The sequence below is a fragment of the Chitinophaga sp. 22620 genome, assembly GCF_052044405.1.
GTDB lineage: Bacteria > Bacteroidota > Bacteroidia > Chitinophagales > Chitinophagaceae > Chitinophaga.
Genome location: NZ_JBQEMV010000004.1, coordinates 738,350 through 756,485, shown reverse-complemented (window position 1 = coordinate 756,485; position 18,136 = coordinate 738,350). Strand labels below are relative to the sequence as shown.

The following is an 18,136-nucleotide window of genomic DNA, read 5'->3' as shown; positions in this document are numbered from 1 at the left end:
AAATGGTTTAGAACCCGCAACGGATGCCGAATGTCACTGATTTGTTGGTCGGGTACGTGGCGTAATCGATACCCTGGTTGATGGAATTGGATCCGCCGAAAGCGTTGATCTCGGGATCATACCAGGAATATTTGGTAAAGGTGATCAGGTTCTGCCCGCTGGCGTACACCTGCGCGGTCTTGAACCATTTCCAGCCCCAGTTGCGCGTAGGCAGGTTATAAGCCAGCTGGATGTTCTTAAAACGCAGGTAGCTGCCGTCTTCCACGAAGCGGGTGCTCATGTTGCCCGCCAGATTCCGCGTGATCTTGGGATACTTGGCATTGGTATTCTCCGGCGTCCAGTGGTTTTCATACACTTCGCGGGGAAGGTTCAGGCCCATGCCCAGGTCCAGCGTAGCGGCCTTGTTCAGGTTGAAGATGTCGTTGCCCTGGCTGCCCTGGATAAATACGGTCAGCTCAAAACCTTTCCAGGAAGTGATGGAGTTAAGACCGTAAATGAAATCAGGATTGGGATCGCCGATGTAGGTCTTGTCTGCCGCGCTGATGGCGCCGTCTTTGTTGATATCCTCGTACATCAGGTTACCCTGGGGCGTATAGCCGATCTCGTTATAACCGTAGAAGATGCCCAGAGGCTGGCCTTCGCGGAGCAGGTTCACGTAATCGTTCAGCGAACCGGTGTAAAGGGTGCGGCCATAGATGTCCTGCCCGTTATAGAGTTTCAGCACTTTGTTGCGGTTGAAGGCGATGTTGCCCGCCAGCGTCCAGCTCACTTCTCTCTTCAGCACATCAGCTTCCAGGTTCAGTTCCAGGCCGGTGTTCTGTATTTCACCGACGTTCTGCACGGTGGTTCGGTAGCCCATGGAAGCGGGCAGCTGCACACTGTTCAGCAGGTTGGTGGTCTTTTTGTTATAATAATCGGCGGTAAAGCGGAGGGCATTGTCCAGGAAGGAAATGTCCACCCCGGCGTCGAACATGCGGGTGGTTTCCCAGCGCAGGTCGCCGGGCAGGGTGGTACCGGGAGCAAAGGCCGTATACAGCGCATCGCCGAAGATGGTATTGGTAGACGTCAGCTGGTTGAGCGTCTGGTAAGGGCTTACCGCGGCGCTGCCTGAGCCGCCGTAGCTGGCTCTCAGTTTCAGGTCGGAGATCAGGTTGCTCTTTTTCATGAACTCTTCGCTGGAAACCCTCCAGGCAAGGGCCGCGGAGGGGAAGTTGCCCCATTTGTTGCCGGTGGAATAGCGGGAAGAACCATCTGTACGGAAGCTGACGGTGACCAGGTATTTATCCGCATAGTTGTAGTTCAAACGCCCCAGGTACGAAAGCAGCACCCATTTGTGGTAGCTGCTGCCGGGAATGCCGGGCGTGGCCGCGCTGCCCAGGTTGCCGGTGCCGGTAATGTCGCTGAGGAAACCAGAGCCGGAACCGCGCAGCTGGTTGAAGACGAAGTCCTGGTAACTGAAAGCGCCCATCGCGGTGAGCGTATGTTTGCCGAACTGTTTGTTGTAGGTGATCACGTTTTCGTTCAGCAAGCTGGTGGACTGGTCTGTAAACACTGTAGCGCTACCCACGGAGTTGGTGGAAGGCTCGATGTTGCTGTACTGGTCCACGCGGTCGTTCAGGTTCTCAATACCGCCGGAGATCTTGATGGTAAGGTCTTTCCAGGGCTTGATCACCAGCGCGGCATTGGCGAGTATGCGGTCGCCTTTGATATTGTCCGACTGTTCATAGACCGGTATCAGCGGGTTGATGATCACGTTGGAGATAAATGGATACGCTGTGTTCAGCCTGCGGTATCCGCCGTTGGGCAGGTAAGGCGTAAGGCTCGGTGGCGCCATGAGCATGGCTGAGATCAGGTCGCTGCCGCGGTTGCCGGGTTCTGTGCTGTTCTTCCGGCTGCTGTTCAGCCGGGTGAGGATGGCGTTATAGTTCACGGTGAACACCTTGCTGATGTCGTGCTCAACATTCGCGCGGATGCTGTAACGTTTGTAATCGGTGTTGCGAACGATACCGTCCTGCGTAAAGGCGGAACCGGAGATGGAGAATTTCGTTTTCTCCGTGCCGCCGTTTACCGTGGCGCTGGCGGTGAACAGCGGGGCTGTGCGCAGCACCAGGTCCTGCCAGTCCGTACCGGGCGTGCGCGAAAGGCTGTCTACCTGCCCTTGCGTGAAATACGGCGCCAGCCCGTCGTTCTTGGCCTGCTCATTATACAGCGTGGCATATTGCCCTGCGTTCATGAGCGGCATTTCTTTGGTGATCCTTTGCAGGGTATAGCCTACTTCCACTTCAACAGAGGTCTGTTCTTTTTTCCTGCCGCTCTTCGTGGTGATCATCACTACGCCGTTGGCGCCGCGGGATCCGTAGATGGCGGTGGAGGAGGCGTCTTTTAATATTTCAATGGAAGCAATGTCTGAGTTCTGCAGGAAGGTGGGGTTGCCGTTGAAAGGGAACCCGTCTACCACATACAGCGGCTCGTTCCCTCCGAGGATGGAGCTGGCCCCGCGGATGCGCACGCTGACGGCGCCGCCGGGGGAACCATTGTTCTGCATTACGCGTACGCCCGGCGCGCGGCCGCTCAGGGCCTGCATAATGTTGGTGGAGGGATACGAAGTGATATCTTTCGATTTCACCTGCGACAGCGAACCGGTCAAATCGCTTTTGCGGACGGTACCGTAGCCGATCACCACTATTTCGTCCGTGCTGCTCACAGCGAGTTGCAGGGTGACATTCAGGGGCTGGTCGTTCGTAACCGTTATCTCCTGCCCTTTATAACCGATATAGGAAATAACAAGCACCGCGCCTCGCGGAGCTTTGAGCTTGAATACGCCATTACCGTCGGTGGCCGTGCCGGTGGAGGTGTTTTTGATCGCCACCGAAGCGCCGGGCAGCGGTTCGCCTTTGGCGTCCGAAACGCGGCCATTGACATTCACCGTCGTATCCTGCGCCTTTTCGAAAATGATCTTCGATACGATGCCGGTTTCCTTTTGTTTGATCACGATGTTTTTCCCCACGATGGAATACGTGAGCGGCTGGTCTTTCAGGCACAGGTCCAGCGCGAGGTCCAGCGGGTAGCTTTTAAAATTGACGGACACGCGGGCGGCCTTGTCTACCAGCGAATGATCGAAGAAGAACACATAGCCGGTCTGTTTCTCAATGTAACGGAACACTTTTTCCAGCGGAGCGTTCCTTTCAGACAGGGTAACGCTCTGGGCATAGCTCCGGGCGCTCACCTGCAAACATGCGCACAATAAAATGATAAGGGAGAACTTCATAACTAGCAGTATTTTGGCGATCTGCCGTCTTTGGAAATGCCGCGTACAATCAGGAATAAATTGCATAATTTTGGTTTGTTAGGGTAATAGAATCCCGCACCGGTGCAAACCGGTGTTGCGGAATACCGTGGAATGATTTCATCATGGTTTGCCCTTTCGAACATTGCCGGCTCCGACTGCCATCGGGCCGGTTTTTTTAGGGCCGTGTGTTGCCTAATGTTTTTTCATAACCGATAAAGTTTGTTTTTTCATAACGATCTTATTTTTGACTTACGGCATTACAATTATCTTCTTTCCTTCGATCCTGTAATGCACTTTACTTAATTCCAGAATTTTCAGCACTTCCGTTACGCTGCTGCTCCTTTCGATCTTGCCGCCGAACTGCCTCGGCGCTATCTCGCCTTCATACGCGATCTCCGCGTCGTACCAGCGGCCGATCTGCCGCATCACGCCCTGGAGCGATTCGCGGTTGAAGTGGAAATAACCGTTCTTCCAGGCCACTACTTCCTCCACGTCCACATCCTTTTCCAGGCTCATGCCACCGGACGGGGTGAGCTGTACCTGCTGACCGGGCGTGAGCTGCACGGCTTTGCTGCCATGCTCCACTTTCACGGCGCCTTCCAGCAAAGTGGTGCGGATGCCCGGTTCGTCAGGATAGGCCATGACGTTGAAATGTGTGCCAAGCACCTGCACGGCCATCTCGTTCACTTTTACCCTGAAGGGCATGGAAGGGTTCTTCGCCACTTCAAAATAAGCTTCGCCGCTCAGCTCCACTTCTCTCTCGCTGCCGGTGAAGGCGTTCGGGAAACGCAGCGTGGAAGCGGCATTCAGCCAAACCTTGCTGCCGTCGGGCAATATGATGCGGAACTGCCCGCCACGGGGCGTTGCCAATGTATTATAACCTACGGCGCCGGCCTTACCCGAAGGGTTATAGGCCAGCTGCCCGCTGTCCAGCTTTATTACCTGCACGTTGCCCTGCCTGGCAATGGTGCCGTTGCCCGCGGTATCCAGCGTGATCTGGCTGCCGTCTGCCAGTACCAGCACGGCTTTGTTGCCCCCGGGTATTACCTGGCCGGCAAGCGGTACATTTCCTGCCTGCAAACTGGTTTCCTGCCGGCCGGGTTTGTACAGTACAAGCGCTACTGCGGCAATCACGGCGGCGGCGGCAGCGTATTTGAGATACCGGAGGGGAGACTTCCTGATGGGAACGGGCGCTTTTTTGGCCAGGATGGCTTTGCGCACTGCGTCGCGGCGGGCTGGGTCGGACAAGCCGTGCAGCTGCCTGTTTTCCAGCAGGCCGGTAATAGCGGCCTGCCACTGGCTGCGCATGTCCTTATCTTCCAGGGAATGCAATACCTGCTCGGCCTCGTCCCGGCTTAAATCCTCGCTGAGGAACCTTTCCAGCAATGCATCAAAGGTTTTCTGATCCATAACGTGTAATAAATTAAAGCCCGGGCCTGGGAAGCCAGAACATTGTAAAGACGCGCAACCTGCCCGCAGGGAGGTGCCGGTTTCAAAAAAAATCAGGAATGAAGTAAAAACACGGCGCAGATAAGGAGATGCGCGCCGGAAGGATAGTTGGCGATGGCTTTGCGGAGGCTGGCGATGGCCTGTACGATATAACTTTTGATCGTAATGCGGGAAACGCCCATGGTAACGGCAATTTCCTCATGCTGCATGCCTTCGAAGCGGCTGAGCCGGAAAGCCTTCTGCTGCTGGGGCGGCAGCAGCCTGATGGCCTGCTGGATGGTACGGTCCAGCTCACGCAGTTCCGCGGCCTCCTGCGCGCTTTCCACCCCGTCTTCCCTGAAACAGGAAAGGATATACTGCCGGTATGCATCCTGTGAGGCCAGCTTGCGGAAACGGGAATAGATGATGTTGCGGGCCGAAACGAAGAGGAAACCTTCCAGCTTGCCCACCCCGGCCAGCGATGCGCGTTTCTCCCACAACATGGTAAACACGTCCTGCGCTACGTCTTCCGCAACGGAACCTGATTTGGTGAGTAAAAGGGCGGTGGAAAAAACGGCGTCCCAGTGCCGCTCGAAAATTACCTGGAAGGCATGCTCATCACCGTCCGCAAGCAGGCGCAACAACTCCTCTTCACTATGTGGAATATTCTGCATGAGCAATATAGACGGGATACCGGTGAACTGATTTTGGTGAATCTGCTGAATTAAAAGTAGTAAAAATTCAGAACACCGCTATAAATCATAAAAAAAAGGTATAATTGCCCGATAATCCTTTCCTATGAGTTTTCTCAGCAAACTGTTCGGCACCAGGGAAAAAACGGACATCCGCGACAACGCCTCTTTCTGGAAATGGTTCGCCCGGCACGAAAGAGAATTTTACCGCGTGCTGCATAAAGGAAAGGAGATAGACAGCCGGTTCATGGACAAAGTGATACCCCCGCTGCACCAGCTGAACGAACAATTTTATTCCCTCGCAGGCAAATACGACGAACATACCGTTGAAATGGTGATATCCGCCGAAGGCGACATCAAATCCTTCGTGTTCGTGGAAGACCTGGTGGCCGCGGCCCCTGCCCTTCCCGGCTGGAAATTCACCGCGCTGAAGCCCGGCCTTGGCTTTGCGGATATCGAGATCGGCATGAACGGCTACACTTTCAGCAGCCGCAACATCAGCTTTTACAGCAACGAGAATCCTGAATACCCCGACGAGATCGACATCACTTTTGTGCATACCGATTACAACGGGGAAAACCAGAAAGAGATCGGCAACGGCATCGTGATCTTCCTCGAAAACGCCCTGGGGGAGCTGGCTACGGCTACCTTAATAGACGCCATACAATTCGGCGGGGCAGACGGCCAAACGCTGATACCGCTCGAAAAACTGGAAGATTTCCTGCGCTGGCGCGAAAAAGAATTCGTGGAAAAATATAAAGGCACCCGCAGCAATAAAGACAGCGATCTTTACGCCGTGGTGGAAGGCAGGAACAGCTACGATATGCCGCTGATCGCCTGCATCAATTCCGAATTGCTGGAATGGGACGCCAAACCTTCCCATCCCTGGATGCTGGTAATAGAACATACTTTTGAATACGACGGCAACGGCATGCCTTCCGCCGATATGCACGAAGCGCTGGCCGATTTCGAGGATGGCCTGCTGGACGCCCTGCATGAAAAAGACGGCCACCTGTACCTCGGCAGAAGCACAGAAGGCGGATCCCGCTTCATTTTCATCGCCTGCCGCGAATTCAGGGAAATATCCCGGCAAACTGCCGCCTACCTGGAAAAATATCCCGCGAAAAAGGACGTGAACTATCGCATATTCAGGGATAAATACTGGATGACCATGGAAAAATTCATCCCCGCTCCGTAAAAGTTTCAACCGTTGTATGCCGACGCTGCGCGATCTGCCCCTTATAAAGTCGTAATTACCCCTATGGAAAGTTAAATATTCCCCTTATTTTTGATGCGTACTTAACCTACAAACCATTACAATATGAAGAACAGCATCCTTAACATCCAACCGCTCAGTACTGATCTTGCAGCACTTCTTTTAAGACTTATTTTCGGCGGCCTGTTTATTTACCATGGCTGGGGAAAACTGTCCAACTACGAAGCAATGCTCGGCATGTTCCAGGACATTATCGGCATAGGCATAAAACCCACCGTGATACTCGTGATATTCGCAGAGTTCTTTTGCGGCCTCTTTGTATTACTGGGTTTCTTTACCCGACTTTCCGTGATCCCGATCTTCATCACGATGCTGGTGGCCTATTTTATCGCTCATGGTAAAGACCCGTTCCAGGTGAAAGAGCTGGCGTTCGCTTACATGCTCCTTTCCATCGTAGTATTCATTTTGGGCAGCGGCCGCTATTCACTGGATGCGGCGTTCCGCAGAAAGAGCTAAGGCATTACATGCCCGGATAAATAAAAAAGAGCGGTTGAAATCAACCGCTCTTTTTTTATGAATTGTACGACGATGTGCTTAGAACCTTGCGCTGATACCGATTTTGGTCCAGCTGATATCGTAACCCAGCTCAGCGAACGCGCTGATATTGGGCGTAAAATAATACCTGCCGCCGGCAACCACGCCCACGAAAGGATGTACGCTGTTGTCGTCCGCGAAAACGCCGGGTACGCTGCCGCCATCTATTTTATAATTCTCGGACCGCACGCCTATTAACGCTGCGCCATATACGTTATATTTCTCGGTCACCAGCTTTTCCCAGTAATAGGTGCCACGCGCGGCGATGAGCAGGGTGTTGAACTTGTTCTTGTAATGATTGTTTCCCGCGTTCCATTTGTAGTTCATGCTGCGGTAACCGACAATAGCGCCGACGCCCAGCAGGCCGGGGCCGATCTCTTTAGGCCAGATGCGCTCGTAGGAAACGCTGAGGGCGGGAAAGCCGCTGTAGTCGGAATGGAGGGAGTAGGTGGAACCGAAACCGATACCGAAATTGATCACGTTGTCGTTAACAGAAAGTTTCTGAGAGTATGCTGTTGAGCATAACAAAAGAAAAAACAGCGTAACTGGGTAAATGGCTTTTTGTTTCATGAAAGTTTAAATTTTTGATTTCAGGCGCCAAATTATAACATTATTTATTCCCGGGGATAATGAATCGGGCTGAGTTGTCATATTTACCGGTTAAACCGGAGACGACGCTACCGGTTTTCGTGTAGCCGTTACTACTGGTTTCCAGGTATTTACCGGTTTTCAGCCACAGGCGGAGTTTCCCGGGCGGTTGCCGGATTTTTTTGGGGGAGGATTGTAAAGTAATCTTGTGAGTATACGGGAAAGGCTAAACGGGCGTGTAGGCGATGGAGTTATAAACAGAAGATTATTAATTATTTTATTCTTTAAAACAGCCTAAGCTGCACCCCTTTCTTTCCTTTCGGCGGCTGCGCTTTTCCGAACACCGTTCTGCCGCCGTACCGCCAGGATTCGTCCCGCTCCTGCTGCACCAGCTCCTCGAAACGGTTATTGGGCACAAAATCCTTCTCCGCCTTAACGGCCAGCGTATGCAACGCTTTGATGGCCTCCTGCTTTTCTGTGTTTCCCAGCTTCGCTTTATGAACGGCGGTCTGCAAAGTGGCAATGGTTTCGTCGTATACCTTAACAGGCACGGGAAAGGGATGCCCGTCCTTCCCGCCATGCGCGAACGCGAAACGCGCGGGGTCTTTGAACCTTGCCGGTGTGCCGTGGATCACCTCGCTCACCAGCGCCAGCGACTGGATCGTACGCGGCCCGGTGCCCTGCAATAGCAGCAGTTCCTCGAAGCTGCCCACAGCCTGTTCATGCGCCATCCACAGCACAGTGCCCAGCCTTTTGAGGTCCACATCTTCCGCCTGCACTTCGTGCCGCGAGGGCAACAGCAGCTGCTGGATCTCCTGCATCATCAGCTCGGGTTTTTCGTGGGTAAGGCCCAGCATGCCGGCACGGGCGGAAGCGGCTTCTTTCGCGGTGAGGTTGAGGATAGGGCCAACATTTTCACCGCAGACGGCCGCGTGCGGCTCTTCCACGAAAGATTGCAGCTGGCCTGAATGCCAATGGTAACGGCGCGCCATCTGGCTGTCGGGGCTCATCCCCTGCTGGATCACCGTCCAGTCGCCGTGATCGCTTACAATAAAATTATGGGTATATAACTGGAAACCGTCCTGCACGGCGGTGTTGTCCACTTTTGCGCTCAGCCTGCTGCAGCGGGCGAGGTGGTTGCCGTCCAGCCCGGTGCGGTCGGCTACCCTGAACAGCTCATCCGGCGCTTCACGGGAGAAGCGGCCTTTGCCGCCGCAGATATACAGCCCCAGTTCTTTCGCGCGCGGGTTCACTGCTCTTTTGAGCGCGCCCATGACGGAAGTGGTGATGCCGGAAGAATGCCAGTCCATACCCATTACCGCCCCAAAACTCTGGAACCAGAACGGGTTGCTCATGCGGCTGAGAAAGGCTTCGTGCCCGTATTCTAGGAGGATGGATTCTGTAACGGCGAGCCCCAGCTTTGCCATTCTTTCGGCAAGCCAGCGGGGCACATAGCCGTAATGTAATGGCAGGTCTGCTGATCCGGAACGCTTCATGCTAACAAATTTAGCATTTTCCCGGTAAACCGCGGCCATTTGTGGCTTCCCGGAAGCCAAATTTTTGAGCTTTTTTTACTTCAGGCTTCCCGGGCTCAGCCCGAACTTCTTCCTGAATTCGTTGCTGAAGTGCTGCAAAGTGGAATAACCGGTTTCGTACGCTACTTCCGTGACGGACTTTCCGCCGCCGCGGATCAGTTCCATGGCCCTTTCCAGCCGGTATTCCTTCAGGTAGCTGAATACCGGCCGGCCGAACATCTTCCTGAACCCGCTTTTCAGCTTGAACTCGTTCAGCCCTGTTTGCCTGGCCAGGGCGCTGAGTGAAGGCGGATTGTGCAGGTCCGCCAGCAATATTTCCCGCGCGTCGCGCACTTTTTGCATATCGGCGTTGCTCAGGCCGGCCGGGCGTGTTTCTCCTTTATTCACCGCTTCCAGCTGGCTGCATTGCAGGGCCAGGAGCTCCAGCAGCTTCGATTGCAGGAACAGGTTCATCAGCCCGCCGCGGTAACAGCCCTGTTCGATCTCCAGGATAATGGCCAGCATACGCGGCGTAAGCGGCATGTTCGGGCCTTTCAGGTAAGGCGTGGGTTTGTTGGCCGCGATGCTTTCCGCCAGCTGGCCCATTACCGGCCCGGCATGCTCTGCCAGTTGCAGGAAACGCTCCGGCTGGAAGCTCATCAGCAGGATCTCCAGGTTTTGCTGCGCCGGTATTTCGGTGCTCACGGCCGTGTAAGGGTTCATAAAAACATTGTGCTGCCCCGCCGTGAACCTGCGCGGCCCGCCGCCGGAATATGCAGTGGTGGTAAGGTTTCCGCGTTTCACAAAGCCCATGCCCGGCAAAGGCCCCTGTTCGTTGGTAACGAGGCGGATATGTTCGTGAACATTGATATTAATAGAGCTGATGTGCATACCGTCGAAATAATGTTCGCGCATTTTCACATCCCAGAAAGGCATGTTTTCCGTTTGCCATTCGTTCCGCGGCGAGGCTGGCGTGATCCAATGTTCGCCCGGGGAGTTGTATAAGATCTCGTCTGTTCCGTACCTGTAGACCGTTTCCATAGTTCCTTTTCCTTTTTACGTAATAAATAATCCGGATGGTGCAACTTATTGCGGATATAATTCCGTCCCTTTGTGTAATAACAGAACGGCATATCCGCTCCCAACCCCTATGGGTGCAGCGGTATTTCGTTTACTTTAACATATGTGCGGATGATCTATCTGATTTTGTATAAAATATTGGGATACAGGTATGCGGTGGTACTGCAAAACCTTTCCCGTTCTTTTCCCGAGCGCTCTTACGAAGAAGTGAACCGCCTGGCGGGAGGATTTTACCGTCATTTTTCGGGAATATTCCTGGAAATGGCGCTGATGCTGCTGGCGCCGGCCAGGCTGGTGAAAAAGCGGGTGCGGGTAAAAAACCCGGAACTCCTTCGGCATTACCATGCGCAGCAGCGCAATATTATGATCATGCTGGGGCATTACGGTAACTGGGAATGCCTGAACGTACTGCCTGCCCATGTTGATTTTGATATGCATGCCGTCTATAAACCGCTGAGCAACCGTTTTTTTGACCGCGTGATGCGCAGGCTGCGCGCCCGTTTTGGGCTGAAGCTGCTGCCGATGGACAAAGCCGCGCGACACATGCTGGCCGCAAAACACCAGCCAGGGGCGTATATTTTTGTCGCGGACCAATGCCCGGGGAAAGAAGCGCACACGGTCGATTTTCTCCAACAGCCCACACCCGTGATCACCGGGGCGGAGCGGCTCGCCAAAATAACGGATGCGGTAGTGCTCTATGCCACTGTCAGCAAAACAGCCGCGCCGGCTTCCTGGGAAATATCCTTTCAACTCATTACCGATTCGCCTGGCAGCCTGCCGCCTTTTGCCATCACGGAGCGTTTTTCGCGTTTCCTGGAGGAAGACATCCGGCGGCAGCCGCAATACTGGCTGTGGACGCACCGGCGATGGAAAAACCGTTCCTGATATGACCACCTTCATCATTATAGCAGCCGCGCTTTGCGGCCTGTTTTTCCTGATGCTCACGGTGCTGGTTACACTATTGCTGCAGCTGCACCGCAGCGCCATCCCTGCCGAACTGGCCTGCTGCCCGTTCACGCCGGAAGAAGATGCCCTTTGGGAAGGCTCTGCCTGAAATTGGGTGTAACTTTTTACCGGCAACGCCCGTTAAAGGAGTATAACCAAAAAAACTCCATGAAGCTCATTTTACTCCCATGCCTTTTGTGCCTGTTCCTGTTCGCCGCCCCTGCGTGCAAAAAAGATAAGCAAGCCCCTTCCGTAACCGGCACCTGGGAACTCAGGCGAATCACGTCCGGCTGGGTGCCCGCCGTTGAATACGCTCCCGGCAACGGCAGCCTGATCGTATTTGACAAGGGCCGTTATAAAAAATACCGCGACGGCCAGCAGCAGTCTGAAGGCGCCTACCACATAGAAATACACGGGAAAGAAAACCGGATCATTTTCGATAAGGGTCAGCGCGCGGAAGTGAGCTACAATTATACGTTTATCGGAACGACCCAACTGGACATCCATACCGGCCCCGAGATATCTGATGGCGACGGTTCCCTGTATGAGCGGATCAGGTAGCGATGTCGCCAGCGGTGTGGGCAGACGACATCCCAATGCGCTTGTAAAAGATCAGGCAAATTATCCAGTCCGCCCCGCCGGGGCGGACCCCAACAGCAAACCCGCTTCAGCAGCACATTTCAACTACTCCTTTAACAAACAGATCACACGCTTCAACTTCCCTTCTATAATTGCTGTTTCAACCTCACCGTACTAAACCAATCATTAATACTTACCGGTAAATCGTCATGTCTGTTTTTCTTCCTGCGCCTGCAATATGCCATTCACAATCATTTAACAAAAACGGTTAAAGATTTAACTAACTTCGGCCCCATAACGGACACCCAACTGAACCAATCCGATTACACCCAAACAAACTCCGTGCATATGGAGCCCCTGCAACCTGTTAAACGCCTGCTTACCGCATGTGCGCAGGCCATCCGCAAATCTGTCATCAACGCCGGCACTTTCAACCTGGAAGAAGAAGCGCGGAAAAAAGTGCAGCTGGTCAACACGCTCTGCTTCATTACCGCCATACTGGCCGTATCTGTCGGGTATGTGTTTTACCGGGCCACCGGGCTGCTGGCCATTTTCATCCCGGCTGTGACGGAAGGCGTATTGTTCGCCGGCATCATCGTGCTCAACAGCCGCAGGCGTTATGCCGCCGCCAGCGTTGGTTTGCTGCTTGTGCATTGCGCGGGCGCATTATATTTCTCCATGCTACTGGGGCAGCTGATGAACTTCTCCCTAATCGTCGTATTTCTTTTCGGGCTTTGTTTCCTCGTTTATTCCAAAAAGAAACAGCGCCTGCTGGGGCTGGCGGCCACCCTGCTCACCCTGCTTTTCCTGGAGATCAACTTTTATTACCACTTCGTTTCCCCTGTGGAAATATCATTGCAGAACCAGTACCTCTTCCGCTGGATCGCCCTTCCCTCCTTCCTCCTGTTCGACGCGATGGTGCTGTATTATTATATCCGGGAAAACAAACGGCTCTTCCAGCAGGTAAAAATGGTTGTGTTCAAAACCACGCACGAGCTGCGCAACAATCTTACCTCCAACTCCATCCTGCTGGAGCTGCTGAAAAACGACGCAAAGGAAAACCCGGACCTGGAAAGGATCAGGCCGTATATCGACCAGCTTAGCATCATCAATGCGGGCATGAGCAACATCGTGAGCAATGTGCTGAGCATGGGCGAGATCGAAAGCGGTAAAATAGACCAGCTGGAAAATCATACTTTCCACATCCGCCCTTTCCTGAACAACATCGTGAGCATCCACCGCATCAAAGCGAAGCTGAAAGGCGTTACCATCAAGCTGTACATAGACAAGGGCATGCCGCCCATTATCGTGAGCGACAGCAACCAGCTGAACATCGTGATCACCAACCTGCTGTCCAACGCCGTGAAATACGCCAACGAAAACAGCGAGATCACCGTTAAGATACTTATCGCGGACGCATTCTTCCGCATCTCCGTCAGCAACCAGTGCCCGGAAATTGCGGAAGACAAGCTGAAATACCTTTTCGAGAAATTCTTCACCGCCAAAAAGAACAGCCAGGTGGAAGGTTCCGGCCTGGGATTGTATATCGTAAAGAATATCGTGGAGAGCTTCAAGGGCACCTATGCCGTGAAAAGCTCCCAGCGGGAAACCACCTTTACCGTGAAGCTGCCGCTGAAAACGGGCCACCCCGGCAACCTGCCGGAAGAACATGAGGACCTCATTTACCGGCTGGACAATGCGCTGGTGCTTTTCGCGGAAGACGACCTGATGAACCACCGCCTGCTGTCCAACCTGCTGCAATCCTTCGGCTGCACCATTTCAGGCAGCATCAACGGGCGGCAGCTGATCGAAACGCTGGGGCAGTGCAACATCCTGCCTGACTGCATTCTGCTGGACGGGCAGATGCCTGAAATGAACGGCCTCCAAACCCTGCGCTACATCCGGAGCCACGCTGATTTCCGGGAAATACCCGTTATAATCATCACCGGCAGGACCGAGAACAGGGACGAGCTGCTGGAAGCTGGCGCATCCGCCATCATCACCAAACCATTCGACAAAAAGACGCTCTTTAGCGTGATCAGCCATCAACTGCTGGCGGCTCATGCAGACCAGTACTGACGCACCTTACACCGTTTTGCCGGCTTGCAGGTCCAGGCTGGGATGGCCTCCTTTCTTATATCTTTCCGTGAGCTGCAGCGTCCAATGCAGGTAACCCGCGATCATCAGTTCAAGATTATTCACATACTCCTTTACCGCCCGGTTGTATTCCCTGAAATCGGGCAGGGAAGCGCCGATGCGTACAAATTCCGCCACGTCCCTGTCGTGGATCTTCAGCATTTCGACATAGGCTTCGCTGAGCGAGCTTTGATTGTGATGTTCCAGCATCAGTACGAGGTTCAGCACATCATGCCCTTTTTCGAGGTGGGCGGAAAAATAATCGTTGCTCCAGGAAAGGATGCGGCAGGTGAGATAGGCCAGGCGTTCCAGGTAAGGGTGCCTGATCACATGACCGGGCAATACAGTGCCGGTAATGGCTTCCGCCAGGTTCACCATGGGCAGCACGTTCACCGCTTTGGTACGCACGGCAATGAAAGTTTCCATGTCAGGGAAGATCATGGGCACGCGGTATCTCGTTTCTTCCTTCAGGCCCTGGAAATACAGTTCAATGCTTTCGCAGAAACGGTCCAGCCATTCAGGGCTGGAAATGGCCAGCAGTTCACGGCGCATAACAGGCAGGGTGGCATAGAGCGGGTCGTTGCTCACAAAGCGGCCATGGCGCAGCGCCTGCAACGAAATGTCTTCAATGATCTCCACCTGTCCGGGCGTGGAAAATTCATAAGTATCGTCTACCGTAAAAGCCCAGATAAAGAACCGGCAGATCGCCTGCAGCTGCTGCATGGACGCTTTCGGGAAAATGCAGCCGCCGCAATGCCCCATGCCCGTGTGCACATATTTTTTCTTTACTTTTTCAGGCAGGAAATCAAAATGCGTGGCCACCCAGGAATGGATGATCTTTTCCATTTGTTCTGCATGGGGATTGGTGCTGTGGGTAAAGGGGTAGTGTAATGTGTTTGCATTTAACATGTCTCCCATAACTCAAAGTTTAAAAGTGATGAATCCTTTTATATGTTGAATTTGATATCCCTTTCAACTTCGCTTACGCGGGCTGATCATGTCTAAGCTGCATATACATCAGAGGAGTGGGTAAAGAAAGGTCTAAGCTATGTGCTGTGTCTCTTTATAAAACCTGTATCGGATAAGGGACGGCCCCTGCCGGGACGCAGATATAAGTTACACCAATCAGTTGGTGTAACGGAGGGGCGATTCGTTAATGTCAACGAAGAGTGGGGTCGAAATCTGTAATGGGAATGTCTTTTTTTGTTAATGCATCAGTCGGGGTCGATGTTGTAGATGGAAGAGATCCAGACAGAGCGGAGCCGGGAATACTCCACGCCGGTGAAACCATTGCTCACCACGCTGTTCCACGAATAGGGATAGGGATCGCGCAGCACCACTTCTGTCCAGGGATTGCCGTATGCATCCCGCCGCTGCCAGATGCCCATGATCACAACGACGTGACCGATACTGGAAAAGGGACTCGGGCGGATGCTGATGATGATGGGCTTGCAGTCCAGGATATTATCCACGATCTCGTTCACGGAAAGGGGGCGGTTCACCAGGTCGCAGGTGAAAGTGGCGCCGAGGTCGTTATCTTCCAGGAAATCCTTCATTTTGTTCATATAACCGCCGGAGAATTCGGCTTCCTCGCAGTCTTCCACATCAAAGTAATCTTCCACGATGTCGCATTGCGAAGCATCCGAAGACGGGTCATGGAAATTGATGATCATTTGCAGCGTGGCGGCCCAGCACCACATGGGAGATTGTTGCCAGGCGCGCCGTACGCGGAAGTCCGATAGACAGTCCTGGGCGGCGGCATTCAGGGAGAAACCCATCAGCAGCAGAAAAACGGTAAGTTTAGTACGCATGTTTGCCGATTTCAAGTGTGATAGTATAATTTTGACTTCTTTTCCAGTATTGCATTTCGAGGTCAAATTCTATATTGCGGGAAGTGAGCGACACGGCTTCGTGCAGGAATTCTCCTTTTACGTTTTCATAAATGGAAAATTTGTTATCCCTTTTCAGGATGTACCCTTTCTCCAGGCTGTGTTTGCTGCCGAGGTACTCGCCTCCCCCCTTGTCCGCTATCCTCTCAAACAGGTCTTCATAATCCCGTTCAATGAACATGTACTTCTTCTTCTCCATATCCAGCAGGGTGCCGATCAGTTCATTGAATATTTTCCGCGCATCCTGTTTGCTGTATGCATCATAAAAACGGATTTGGACGGAGACGGTACTATCTTCCAGGTATTTGGATACAGTGGTTTCCAGCGCACCGGGCACTTCGTGCGAGCAGCTGAAATCAATAAAATCGCCGCTCCATTCCAAAGAAAAGCCGGCCCTGAGATTGCGGAAATTCTTAACGCCTTCGCGCCCGAGAAACATAAGCGAGAGCGGCAGCGACCTATTGCCAGGAGTTTGACGATCATTATGAAATCTGGCGCCTGCTGAACGGCATAGATCGTCCAGCTCAGGCTCGCCGTCCACATACGCTGCGCTGAACAGCACATCGTTATCCGGCGGAAAACGCAGTGTGGGCTGCTGTGCTCCCCTGCTGGCATTCCGCCAGTCCAGATCGCCGCTAAGCGTTACCTCCGCGCCAGGGGCAATTTCAACGATATGGTTTTTCACGCCGCCCTGCAAGGCGATCTGTTTGGGATCGCGATAGTAATTGGTGTCTACGCCGATCACCTTGTATTGCATGGTCAGCCTTATTTTCCTTTTCCCGTTATTGCGCAGTTTTTGCTCGTAATATACCATCGTGCTGCGCTCGTCGTCGTGAAAGCGGTAATGGATGCTGTCTGCCAGGATAGCGATATCCTGCAGGATGACTGAAGGAAAATGCACGATCTTCTTCGCGATATCCAGGCTCCATGGCCAGAGGTCCGTATTATCTGTTTTCATGATCACGCTTGCCAGGTAACGTTTCCGTTCTTCGCTGGAATTACCTTCCAGCTGGCCGTACACCAGCCCGTGCCGGAAGGCGTTGCGGCGCTGTTTGTAACCGGGATGCGTGTTCAGCCCGAATTCGTATGTGCCCATGTCGTACACGTATGCCATGACCGTTCTGAAACTGTTGGCGGTCACCGTGTCCTGCAGGCGGAGCGTATCTCCCAGCTTCCACATGTTTGCAAAAAGATAACCCGCAAGCACATCCGCCTGTGCTTCCAGCAGGGTGCGCTGTTCACAGGAAGCCGTGTTCAGCAGCGAAGCAGGGTGTTCCCTGAACTGCCGCTGGTGGGCGTATTCATGGGCCAACAAAAAGGAAACGCAGAAAGGATACACTTTTGGTCCGTAGCGGTTCATTATTTGGTCCAGGTAAGGCCTGCTCAGGATTATTTCGCCATTCCGGTCCGAATAATTGACTTCCCCGCTGGTTATCTTAACGTTCACGCCCAGGTTCCAGAGGCTGTTATAGTACTGCACGATACGCTCCGCCGTAACTTCATGATTGAAGCCGTTTGCCGCGGGCCGGTTGCCCGAAACCACCCATAATACCAGTATGGCGGCAGCCAGCGTAAGCGTTCTCATGTTATGGCGGTTTTGGGGATTTCGCTGATGCACCGCACGGCCTGCATGCCGCAAACGATGAACAGTGTGGCGAAGAAAATGATCAGCAGGTAGCGGATCACCAGCGTCCTGGCGTTGGCTTCGATCTCCTCCACCGGCCAGGCCTGCTCGGGCTCGTCAAAACCTTCCAGCACTATGCGTGGTGTGATCCTCGCGCCTTTGTTTTTTTCCGACCATGCGTCTATCATGACTTTCGCCTCGGGCAGGTAATTATTCCCGATAATATAACGTTCCTTATGAATGCCATTGTAGGCCGTATGCCGCTGGTAAACATTGTTGTACAGCGCCAGCGCCCCCACGGAAAGCCCGAAGAATAACAGAGCCCCAAACCAGTACCATTTGGCATGACGGCGTTTTTTATACAGTTCGAAAGGTACCAGCAGCAGCAATACAATTCCCAGGATAAGGTAACGGGCCATGCCGATGGTATTAAGATCGGAAGCGGAAAGGGAGCCGCTTATTTCCGGCGGCACCATGATGTCCGTCAGGAACAGCACCAGTATGGTCACCGCTTCCAGGAGGATGACCCATTTGTCTTTGAGGAAAGCCGCAAATTCCATAG

General features: G+C 53.3%; 16 protein-coding genes. 6 read left to right on the top strand and 10 right to left on the bottom strand.

Annotated elements, in window-relative coordinates; all coding sequences use genetic code 11:
* Positions 1-7 precede the first annotated feature (7 nt).
* From ACTJIK_RS22370 to ACTJIK_RS22360, 3 genes are all read right to left on the bottom strand, one after another.
* Positions 8-3,268 (bottom strand): TonB-dependent receptor, encoded by a 3,261-nt coding sequence (locus ACTJIK_RS22370; RefSeq protein WP_440649766.1) that lies wholly within the window; start codon positions 3,266-3,268, stop codon positions 8-10.
* A gap of 270 nt (positions 3,269-3,538) precedes the next feature.
* A complete protein-coding gene (locus tag ACTJIK_RS22365) occupies positions 3,539-4,699 on the bottom strand; it encodes a FecR family protein (protein ID WP_440649765.1) in 1,161 nt (386 codons plus the stop codon).
* 92 nt (positions 4,700-4,791) lie between these two features.
* Positions 4,792-5,391, bottom strand: coding sequence for an RNA polymerase sigma factor (locus ACTJIK_RS22360; protein ID WP_440649764.1), 600 nt, complete (start codon positions 5,389-5,391; stop codon positions 4,792-4,794).
* A 124-nt stretch (positions 5,392-5,515) separates the two neighbouring features.
* Between ACTJIK_RS22360 and ACTJIK_RS22355 the strand changes: the two genes are divergently transcribed.
* Together ACTJIK_RS22355 and ACTJIK_RS22350 are read left to right on the top strand one after the other, a co-directional pair.
* On the top strand, positions 5,516-6,607 hold the full coding sequence (locus tag ACTJIK_RS22355) for a DUF695 domain-containing protein (protein WP_440649763.1): 1,092 nt from the start codon (positions 5,516-5,518) through the stop codon (positions 6,605-6,607).
* A gap of 123 nt (positions 6,608-6,730) precedes the next feature.
* Positions 6,731-7,141: a DoxX family protein gene (locus ACTJIK_RS22350; RefSeq protein WP_440649762.1), complete on the top strand. Its 411-nt coding sequence runs from the start codon at positions 6,731-6,733 to the stop codon at positions 7,139-7,141.
* Between the two features lie 78 nt (positions 7,142-7,219).
* On the opposite strand, the gene ACTJIK_RS22345 is transcribed toward ACTJIK_RS22350, so the two are convergent.
* From ACTJIK_RS22345 to ACTJIK_RS22335, 3 genes are all read right to left on the bottom strand, one after another.
* Positions 7,220-7,789, bottom strand: coding sequence for a hypothetical protein (locus tag ACTJIK_RS22345; protein ID WP_440649761.1), 570 nt, complete (start codon positions 7,787-7,789; stop codon positions 7,220-7,222).
* A gap of 302 nt (positions 7,790-8,091) precedes the next feature.
* A complete protein-coding gene (locus ACTJIK_RS22340; protein WP_440649760.1) occupies positions 8,092-9,303 on the bottom strand; it encodes a DUF763 domain-containing protein in 1,212 nt (403 codons plus the stop codon).
* A gap of 75 nt (positions 9,304-9,378) precedes the next feature.
* On the bottom strand, positions 9,379-10,362 hold the full coding sequence (locus tag ACTJIK_RS22335) for a helix-turn-helix transcriptional regulator (protein ID WP_440649759.1): 984 nt from the start codon (positions 10,360-10,362) through the stop codon (positions 9,379-9,381).
* Between the two features lie 150 nt (positions 10,363-10,512).
* Between ACTJIK_RS22335 and ACTJIK_RS22330 the strand changes: the two genes are divergently transcribed.
* The 4 genes from ACTJIK_RS22330 to ACTJIK_RS22315 all read left to right on the top strand — a co-directional run bounded on the left by ACTJIK_RS22330 (position 10,513) and on the right by ACTJIK_RS22315 (position 14,004).
* A complete protein-coding gene (locus ACTJIK_RS22330; RefSeq protein WP_440649758.1) occupies positions 10,513-11,286 on the top strand; it encodes a lysophospholipid acyltransferase family protein in 774 nt (257 codons plus the stop codon).
* Between the two features lies 1 nt (position 11,287).
* Positions 11,288-11,455 (top strand): hypothetical protein, encoded by a 168-nt coding sequence (locus ACTJIK_RS22325; protein ID WP_440649757.1) that lies wholly within the window; start codon positions 11,288-11,290, stop codon positions 11,453-11,455.
* 59 nt (positions 11,456-11,514) lie between these two features.
* On the top strand, positions 11,515-11,907 hold the full coding sequence (locus tag ACTJIK_RS22320) for a hypothetical protein (RefSeq protein ID WP_440649756.1): 393 nt from the start codon (positions 11,515-11,517) through the stop codon (positions 11,905-11,907).
* 366 nt (positions 11,908-12,273) lie between these two features.
* Positions 12,274-14,004: a hybrid sensor histidine kinase/response regulator gene (locus ACTJIK_RS22315; RefSeq protein ID WP_440649755.1), complete on the top strand. Its 1,731-nt coding sequence runs from the start codon at positions 12,274-12,276 to the stop codon at positions 14,002-14,004.
* 6 nt (positions 14,005-14,010) lie between these two features.
* Here the strand turns inward: ACTJIK_RS22315 and ACTJIK_RS22310 are convergent, their stop codons facing one another.
* From ACTJIK_RS22310 to ACTJIK_RS22295, 4 genes are all read right to left on the bottom strand, one after another.
* The gene (locus tag ACTJIK_RS22310; RefSeq protein ID WP_440649754.1) at positions 14,011-14,979 is read right to left on the bottom strand and encodes a terpene synthase family protein; all 969 of its coding nucleotides are present in this window, start codon (positions 14,977-14,979) and stop codon (positions 14,011-14,013) included.
* Positions 14,980-15,275: 296 nt separating this feature from the next.
* Positions 15,276-15,872, bottom strand: a complete 597-nt coding sequence (locus ACTJIK_RS22305) for a papain-like cysteine protease family protein (RefSeq protein WP_440649753.1) — start codon at positions 15,870-15,872, stop codon at positions 15,276-15,278.
* Positions 15,862-17,535 (bottom strand): hypothetical protein, encoded by a 1,674-nt coding sequence (locus ACTJIK_RS22300; protein WP_440649752.1) that lies wholly within the window; start codon positions 17,533-17,535, stop codon positions 15,862-15,864. The genes ACTJIK_RS22305 and ACTJIK_RS22300 overlap by 11 nt, the downstream gene beginning before the upstream one ends.
* On the bottom strand, positions 17,532-18,134 hold the full coding sequence (locus tag ACTJIK_RS22295) for a hypothetical protein (protein ID WP_440649751.1): 603 nt from the start codon (positions 18,132-18,134) through the stop codon (positions 17,532-17,534). The genes ACTJIK_RS22300 and ACTJIK_RS22295 overlap by 4 nt, the downstream gene beginning before the upstream one ends.
* Positions 18,135-18,136: the final 2 nt, after the last annotated feature.

Excerpts from the sequence above, each read along its gene's own strand:
- ACTJIK_RS22360 (WP_440649764.1), bottom strand. The coding sequence starts at position 5,391 with ATGCAGAATATTCCACATAGTGAAGAGGAGTTGTTGCGCCTGCTTGCG.
- ACTJIK_RS22320 (WP_440649756.1), top strand. The coding sequence starts at position 11,515 with ATGAAGCTCATTTTACTCCCATGCCTTTTGTGCCTGTTCCTGTTCGCC.
- ACTJIK_RS22295 (WP_440649751.1), bottom strand. The coding sequence starts at position 18,134 with ATGGAATTTGCGGCTTTCCTCAAAGACAAATGGGTCATCCTCCTGGAA.
- ACTJIK_RS22355 (WP_440649763.1), top strand. The coding sequence starts at position 5,516 with ATGAGTTTTCTCAGCAAACTGTTCGGCACCAGGGAAAAAACGGACATC.
- ACTJIK_RS22315 (WP_440649755.1), top strand. The coding sequence starts at position 12,274 with ATGGAGCCCCTGCAACCTGTTAAACGCCTGCTTACCGCATGTGCGCAG.
- ACTJIK_RS22310 (WP_440649754.1), bottom strand. The coding sequence starts at position 14,979 with ATGGGAGACATGTTAAATGCAAACACATTACACTACCCCTTTACCCAC.
- ACTJIK_RS22300 (WP_440649752.1), bottom strand. The coding sequence starts at position 17,535 with ATGAGAACGCTTACGCTGGCTGCCGCCATACTGGTATTATGGGTGGTT.
- ACTJIK_RS22335 (WP_440649759.1), bottom strand. The coding sequence starts at position 10,362 with ATGGAAACGGTCTACAGGTACGGAACAGACGAGATCTTATACAACTCC.
- ACTJIK_RS22350 (WP_440649762.1), top strand. The coding sequence starts at position 6,731 with ATGAAGAACAGCATCCTTAACATCCAACCGCTCAGTACTGATCTTGCA.
- ACTJIK_RS22340 (WP_440649760.1), bottom strand. The coding sequence starts at position 9,303 with ATGAAGCGTTCCGGATCAGCAGACCTGCCATTACATTACGGCTATGTG.
- ACTJIK_RS22305 (WP_440649753.1), bottom strand. The coding sequence starts at position 15,872 with ATGCGTACTAAACTTACCGTTTTTCTGCTGCTGATGGGTTTCTCCCTG.
- ACTJIK_RS22365 (WP_440649765.1), bottom strand. The coding sequence starts at position 4,699 with ATGGATCAGAAAACCTTTGATGCATTGCTGGAAAGGTTCCTCAGCGAG.
- ACTJIK_RS22325 (WP_440649757.1), top strand. The coding sequence starts at position 11,288 with ATGACCACCTTCATCATTATAGCAGCCGCGCTTTGCGGCCTGTTTTTC.
- ACTJIK_RS22370 (WP_440649766.1), bottom strand. The coding sequence starts at position 3,268 with ATGAAGTTCTCCCTTATCATTTTATTGTGCGCATGTTTGCAGGTGAGC.
- ACTJIK_RS22330 (WP_440649758.1), top strand. The coding sequence starts at position 10,513 with ATGATCTATCTGATTTTGTATAAAATATTGGGATACAGGTATGCGGTG.
- ACTJIK_RS22345 (WP_440649761.1), bottom strand. The coding sequence starts at position 7,789 with ATGAAACAAAAAGCCATTTACCCAGTTACGCTGTTTTTTCTTTTGTTA.